This is a genomic window from Psychromonas hadalis ATCC BAA-638 (assembly GCF_000420245.1).
In the GTDB taxonomy this organism is placed as follows: Bacteria; Pseudomonadota; Gammaproteobacteria; order Enterobacterales; family Psychromonadaceae; genus Psychromonas; species Psychromonas hadalis.
Genome location: NZ_ATUO01000190.1, coordinates 1 through 6,325, shown reverse-complemented (window position 1 = coordinate 6,325; position 6,325 = coordinate 1). Strand labels below are relative to the sequence as shown.

Annotated in this window: 6 protein-coding genes; 2 read left to right on the top strand and 4 right to left on the bottom strand. The window is 37.1% G+C overall.

Translation table 11 applies throughout. The features are described 5' to 3' along the window. Positions 1 to 284 precede the first annotated feature (284 nt). Positions 285 to 1,922, bottom strand: coding sequence for a methyl-accepting chemotaxis protein (locus G322_RS0116770; RefSeq protein ID WP_022942866.1), 1,638 nt, complete (start codon positions 1,920 to 1,922; stop codon positions 285 to 287). Positions 1,923 to 2,114: 192 nt separating this feature from the next. After that, a complete protein-coding gene (locus G322_RS0116765) occupies positions 2,115 to 3,455 on the bottom strand; it encodes a BamA/TamA family outer membrane protein (RefSeq protein ID WP_022942865.1) in 1,341 nt (446 codons plus the stop codon). Between the two features lie 130 nt (positions 3,456 to 3,585). On the opposite strand from G322_RS0116765, the gene G322_RS0116760 reads away from it, so the two are divergent. Next, positions 3,586 to 3,999 carry a hypothetical protein gene (locus tag G322_RS0116760; RefSeq protein ID WP_245542344.1) on the top strand — a complete coding sequence of 138 codons (414 nt, stop codon included), beginning with the start codon at positions 3,586 to 3,588 and terminating at the stop codon, positions 3,997 to 3,999. Positions 4,000 to 4,082: 83 nt separating this feature from the next. After that, the gene (gene gloA / locus G322_RS0116755; protein ID WP_022942863.1) at positions 4,083 to 4,487 is read left to right on the top strand and encodes a lactoylglutathione lyase; all 405 of its coding nucleotides are present in this window, start codon (positions 4,083 to 4,085) and stop codon (positions 4,485 to 4,487) included. Positions 4,488 to 4,648: 161 nt separating this feature from the next. Here gloA and G322_RS0116750 read toward each other — a convergent pair whose 3' ends face one another. Both G322_RS0116750 and G322_RS24910 read right to left on the bottom strand, forming a co-directional pair. Further along, positions 4,649 to 5,902 (bottom strand): cyclic di-GMP phosphodiesterase, encoded by a 1,254-nt coding sequence (locus G322_RS0116750; protein ID WP_022942862.1) that lies wholly within the window; start codon positions 5,900 to 5,902, stop codon positions 4,649 to 4,651. 289 nt (positions 5,903 to 6,191) lie between these two features. Continuing rightward, a partial coding sequence (locus G322_RS24910) for an energy transducer TonB (RefSeq protein WP_211217174.1) occupies positions 6,192 to 6,325 on the bottom strand: 134 nt, incomplete at its 5' end.

Below are 6,325 nucleotides of genomic sequence, written 5' to 3'. Positions count from 1 at the left end.
TTCACTGGCTCGAATCATTTATCACCGACCACACTTAGAAAAGCCCGCTAGATTTAATTATCTAGCGGGCTTTTTGCTTTTTAGAACCTTTAATATAGAAATCAGGGGCATTCACTGGCTCGAATCATTTATCACAGACCACATTTAGAAAAAACTGCTAGATTTAATTATCTAGTGAGTTTGTTGCTTTAGATACCAAATCTCTGAGCGGAAAAACCTGTAATATTGAAAGATAATACAGGCTTTTTGTTGTGTTGGATGAGGCTTTTATTTGTTTCTATTAATTAAACCTTAAAGGTTTTAATTAGCTCTCTGAGTTGAATGCCCAATTCACTTAAACCATCACTCCCATTGCTGATTTTTGAAGATAGCGCTGTTGACTCTTTAGAAAGACCAGCTATAGCAACCACTCTTTCATCAATTTCTCGTGTTACGGAGGACTGTTCTTCAGCGGCGGTGGCAATGTGATGATTTGCATCTGAAATTGCGATGATAGCCTCTAAAATAGAGTCTAAAGAGAGGCTGGCTTTATTGGCTTGAGCAACAGCATCCTCGGCGATATCACCACTATTCGCAATGGCAGACACCGCTTCATTTGCTTTATTTTGGAGCTGAGCAATGATTGCATTTATTTCTAAAGTCGCCGCTTGTGTTCTGCCTGCTAGCGTTCTTACTTCATCTGCGACCACTGCGAATCCACGACCTTGTTCACCTGCACGAGCAGCTTCAATGGCTGCATTTAAGGCGAGTAAATTGGTTTGCTCTGCAATACCTTTAATGACGGATAAAACAGAATCAATTGAACTACACTCTGCATTTAGTTCACTAATGACATTACTTGCGGTTGCAATCTCAACAGATAAATTTTGCACTGATTGCGCAGAATCATTGACTATACTTTTTCCTATTTGTGTCTCGGTATTAGCTCCCTCTGCTAAGTTTGCTGCTGTTGTTGCACTATGTGCTATTTCATTAATGGTGCTGACCATCTGCGTAGATGCGGTGGCAATTTGCGCTGTTTCTGCATTTTGTAATTCACTGCCTGCTAAGGACTCTTGCGATAAAGTGGATAGATCAATCGATGCATGTTTGACTGCTTTTGCAGATCCTTGCACTGTTTTAATGACACTTTGAATTTTGCCAATAAATTCATTAAATGATAAAGACAATTTTGCTATTTCATCTTTTCCATTAATAGGAAGGCGTTGTGTTAAATCACCCTCTCCTTTCACTAGATCCGCCAATGCTTCCGTTGTTTTATTAATTGGTTCAATAATGCTTTTAGCGATGATGAATGACAGTAATAAAAGGAAAAATGCGATCAGTGTAAAGTTAATAAGCAAGCTATATGCAATGGTCCACATCGATTTATTTATATCGTCGATATAAATACCCGATCCAATTATCCAACCCCAGGGTTTAAACTCTTTAACAAAGGAGATTTTATCTATAGGGGTGTCTGAGCCAGGTTTAGGCCATTGGTAATCAACAATGCCCTGACCTGCATTTTCTTCAACTTTTTGGACAAAAGCTTTGAAGATATATTTGCCATTGGGATCTTTTACTGCGGATAGATCTTTGCCATCTAATGCGGGTTTTATGGGATGCATGATCATTTTAGGGTATTTGTCGTTAATCCAAAAATAGTTTCCTCCTGCATAACGTATCACTTTAATGGTTTTTATCGCATTTTCTTGTGCTTGTATTTCAGTTATGTTGCCGGATTCAAAATCATTATAATATGCGACAATAACACTATGAGCAGTTTCAACTAAATGTTTTACCTGTTGTTTTTTTTCAGAGGATAGCATCTCATTTGTTTGGACTAATGATTGTGTTGCAATGAGCAACATGCCAAATAACCCTAAAGCAACGGATATAATGAGTCTTAATTTGATTGAATAGTGATTAAATATTTTCATTGGTACCTTATTTTTGAGTTTTAACTGCTTTCGTGAAAAAAGGTTCATGATTATAAAGGTAGTGCTAAGTGAGGGAATTACAAATAGGTTTAAAGCGTAATAAACTTTAATATAATCTTAAGTTTTTTATTTATATGTTTTTATTGTTTTTTTTTGTCAGAAAACGTTTATCGTATATTAAATAAATAGTCGCTAAAAAGGTTGCTGTATCATAAACCACATTGCGCTTCCTTCTTCACCAAAAGCCATTTCAAAACGCACGGGGACTTTGGCCGCTAATGCGCGAATACTGAAACCTGCATCGTATTTCATATCTGAAAGTAATAAACCTAAATCATATTTTTCGGCAACACGTCCTGCTTCAATAAACAATACCAACTGAAACCAGTCAATAGGGAGAGGATTCCAAGCGAGATCTGCCATTGGGTTTAAGCGTGGGATAATGCGATATTCTACAGCACCATAAAGTGCTGCTTTGTCATTAAATCGATTACTGTCATAGGCGCGTAGCCTATTCCAGCCTCCTAAACGCGCTCCTTCCCACATCGGTGTTTGATTTTCTTCCAATATACCGCCATCTTGCATGGTTTTTGAGTTATTCCATGAGGGGCTATAAGCGCTCCATAGATTGAATGCAAAAATATTTTGTCTGCTCCATGAAAAATTATCTAACTCAATGTAATGGGCGTAATCTACTTCTAGCGCATTCCAGCTTTGGGTAGAGTTACCTAACCCAAAGTCAGCTGAAATTTTACCACTAAAAGTGTAACCTCGGCTTGGATTACTGGGGTAATCAGTATTATTGTGCTCAAGATATAAGCGTAATCCATTAGTGTTAATTTCTGGAGATTCAATAAATTTCTCAGCGCTCCATTTTGAATAAAACAGCTCGCTCCCTAAAATGGTTTGTCCTGTGGTAAAGGGGCGACCTCCGCCAAATTGATCTCGATTGACAGCAATACCACGTTGTAGTTGAATCTTAGGCAATATCCTGTTTTTGCTTTCTCCCCAAGGTAAAATATAACGTAAATTACCATTGAACCAATTATTATAACCCTGTGTTTGTAATGGTGTGGTTGCATTATTGTTGTTGTTTTCGAGATTTTTAATGGAATCGTTTCCCCCATCGATATAGAGGCGCTGGTTGGGGTAATAACCATAAGCTCCAATAACACTGACAAATAGACGATTTGAAAAATCGGGACGGTAATTATTAATAGCGAGCATTGCCCCTGAGGTTCTTTCGTTTTCAGGCTCTCGTAAGTCATTATGTTGTATCTCTAACTCTTCACCAATAAAAGTGGTGGCCACAATCGACATTTGTGGTTGGATATAACCTGAAAAAATACCAACGGCTCCAACGGTAAGCCCCATACTTTCAGAACTGAATATATAGGGTAATACTACCCATGTTTGTTGTTTGCTCTTATCTCGATTGAGATCTTCGATTAAAAAATCACTGGCGATACTGGACAAAGAGAGGGTAAACAAGCTAATAAATAGGTGACTTTTTTTAAAGTAGTGAAAATACATAATGTTTTGAACTGCAAAGTAAGAGATGCCAGCAAGTATATACCACCGCTGTAAAGGGGGGAAATGGGTTGAGTATTAATTGATAAGTCGATAAACTGCACAAAATTAATAGCGCTAAAATAAAGAGAAAATGATGAAAAAATTATTGATGAGTTTAATTTGTATTGCAGGATTATTCACGCTTCCATCAGCATTGGCGACTAATAAAATCGGCTTAGCATTAGATCAAGGATTTGGTGTTGCTGGACAGTTTAATAATATTAATGCTTTTATTGGTAATGATGGTATCAGTGGCGACTACATCTTTAAGCAGGGTGATTTTGGTTCAGAGTTTCCATTTAACTGGTATGTTGGTGGTGGCGCTTATTATAACTGGGCGGGTAATGATAGCATTGGCGCTCGTGTCCCATTAGGTTTAACCATTCTCTTTGCTCAAAAGTGGGATGTTTATGGTCAGCTTGCACCCGCATTAGATCTTGATTTAGACCATGACAAGCTTAATTTTGAGTTAGATTTTGCAATCGGTATTCGTTACGCATTTTAAACGTTAAACTATCGATAGTTAAATAGTGTAGCTCTTTTTTAGAGCTAAAATTTACAAGATCTAAAATTTTACAAGAGGTTTTTATGCGTTTATTACATACTATGTTGCGTGTGGGTGATTTACAAAAGTCGATCAACTTTTACACCACGATTTTAGAAATGAAACTGCTTCGTCAATCAGAAAACAGAGAATATAAATATACACTGGCCTTTTTAGGTTATGGCAAAGAAACGGAAACAACAGTATTAGAACTTACCCATAATTGGGACTGTTCAGAGTATGACTTAGGCAATGGTTATGGTCATATTGCCATTGAAACTGATGATATCTATGCGACCTGTGAAAAAATTAAAAGCATGGGTGGAGAGATAACCCGTGAAGCAGGACCTGTAAAAGGGGGAACTACGGTGATCGCGTTTGTCAAAGATCCTGATGGATATATGATTGAATTGATCAATAAAAAAGATGCGGGTCAAGGGTTGGGTTAGTCACTGAAAAAGTAAAAGCAATTAACCACAAAGGCATGAAGAAAAAACAGAAAAAATTAATCTGCCTCGCTTCGTGTACTCTGTGCAAGGCAGTCGCTTTCTGGTTAGGTTGCAAATGGTCTCTATTAACCGTAATCGGAGTCTCACTGTAAATGCTTTTATCACTCCTCTGAATGCTCAAAATAGTAGTTCACTCGTGCGCGCGGGTTGAGGTACTCTTGGATATTCTCTGGTAATTTACTGGGGATAATCACCTTCTCTATTTTTAACTCTTTTTCACTTAATGAGATAATAGCAGCATCACTTTTAGGAATAGAGGGATCATAAATCATGACATTGGGTTGCAATATATTCGCTTTACTGACACTCATCACCAGTGCGATTTTTTCATTGCAAAGTTGTACAATGCAACCGGGTGGATAAATGCCTAGCTCTTTAATTAATAATCCCAATACCTCTTTGCTTAACTGTTTTCCTCGGTTTTTATAAAGGTATGATAGAGCATGATAAGGGGTACGAGCAGGATGTTTATCAGTGGGGTTACACATATTGTCATATTCATTAGCAACAGTAACAATTTGAGTGAGCAAGTTAATTTGATCCCCTTTTAATTTTTTAGGGTAACCACTACCATCTAAAAACTCATGATGTTGGCTAACAATTTCTGTTACTGATTCTGGGAAACCTTGGATATTATTGATTTTGTCCATCGCATAACGCACATGCATTTTGTAGTAATTGTTTTCAGCAGAGCTTATTTGGGGTTTATTGTTTAAAATTTGATTAGGTATTTTACTTTTACCAAGATCATGGAACAACGCACCTAAGCCTAAATAAATCAGCTCTTGTTCTGAAAGTGCTAATGCTTTACCTAAAATCATGGCCAAAATAGCGACATGGAAAACATGGCTATGATATTTATCTCCCTCTTTACCCTCTTCCATTAAATGTAAAACAGTGCTGTTATGATTATTTAAGTTGTCGGTAATACTGCTGATAAGCTCTTTGGCATCTGCGAGTGCTTGAGGTGCTTGATTGTCTAATTTAAGGTTAATTGCACGTACCATAGAAAGTGATTTTTTAAATTGATTTTCACATTTTCGTAAGTTACGCAAGTAGGATTTTTGCTCCTCAACACGACGCTCTTTCTCTTGCCATAATGCGCTTAAGTAAGCACTCTCTTGTTCTGCTCCTTTCACTTCTGATTTTTCAACATTGGCGGGCCGTGGGTTCTTATCGCTTTTTTCTGGGATATAGATGACATGGTTGAAGGGCAAAGATTGTAAGACATCAATTTGGTCTTTATCTTGAATTTTAAAACTACTAAAGAGAAAAGGGTGGCCACCCCATGCACAGGGAAGTTGAATATATAAACCAACGGTCAGCCTATCGGTTGATAGTTTTATTTTACTCATCTGTTTCCTCCCTTAAAGTGAATTCTTTGAAATAAGGAATCGTTACACAATAACTTGGCTAAATTGTTTTCGAAAAGCCTGAAGGAACCGTTACAAAATAACTTGCGATAAATTGTTTCCAAAAAGCCTTAAGTGACTGGCTATTTTAAAAACAAAATCGCAAGTAATGTTGAAGCCAATTCTAAATGACGGGTTATTTTGAAAACAAAAGCGCAAGTGATTTTGAAGCCGATACTAAGTGTAATCTGCTTTAAGGGGAATGCGAGTAAATCTATTTAGAAATGAGTGGTTATATCAGCTCAAATTTAAAAGAAAATAATTGCTCGCTGGTTACCTTTTCAATCCCTTTAAGTGCGGGCATAAAGTGCTCTTTTTTAATGAACTCAAGTACTGCGTTATCTAATGTTTTGTGACCACTTGAAC

Excerpts from the sequence above, each read along its gene's own strand:
- G322_RS0116765 (WP_022942865.1), bottom strand. The coding sequence starts at position 3,455 with ATGTATTTTCACTACTTTAAAAAAAGTCACCTATTTATTAGCTTGTTT.
- G322_RS0116750 (WP_022942862.1), bottom strand. The coding sequence starts at position 5,902 with ATGAGTAAAATAAAACTATCAACCGATAGGCTGACCGTTGGTTTATAT.
- G322_RS0116770 (WP_022942866.1), bottom strand. The coding sequence starts at position 1,922 with ATGAAAATATTTAATCACTATTCAATCAAATTAAGACTCATTATATCC.
- gloA (WP_022942863.1), top strand. The coding sequence starts at position 4,083 with ATGCGTTTATTACATACTATGTTGCGTGTGGGTGATTTACAAAAGTCG.
- G322_RS0116760 (WP_245542344.1), top strand. The coding sequence starts at position 3,586 with ATGATGAAAAAATTATTGATGAGTTTAATTTGTATTGCAGGATTATTC.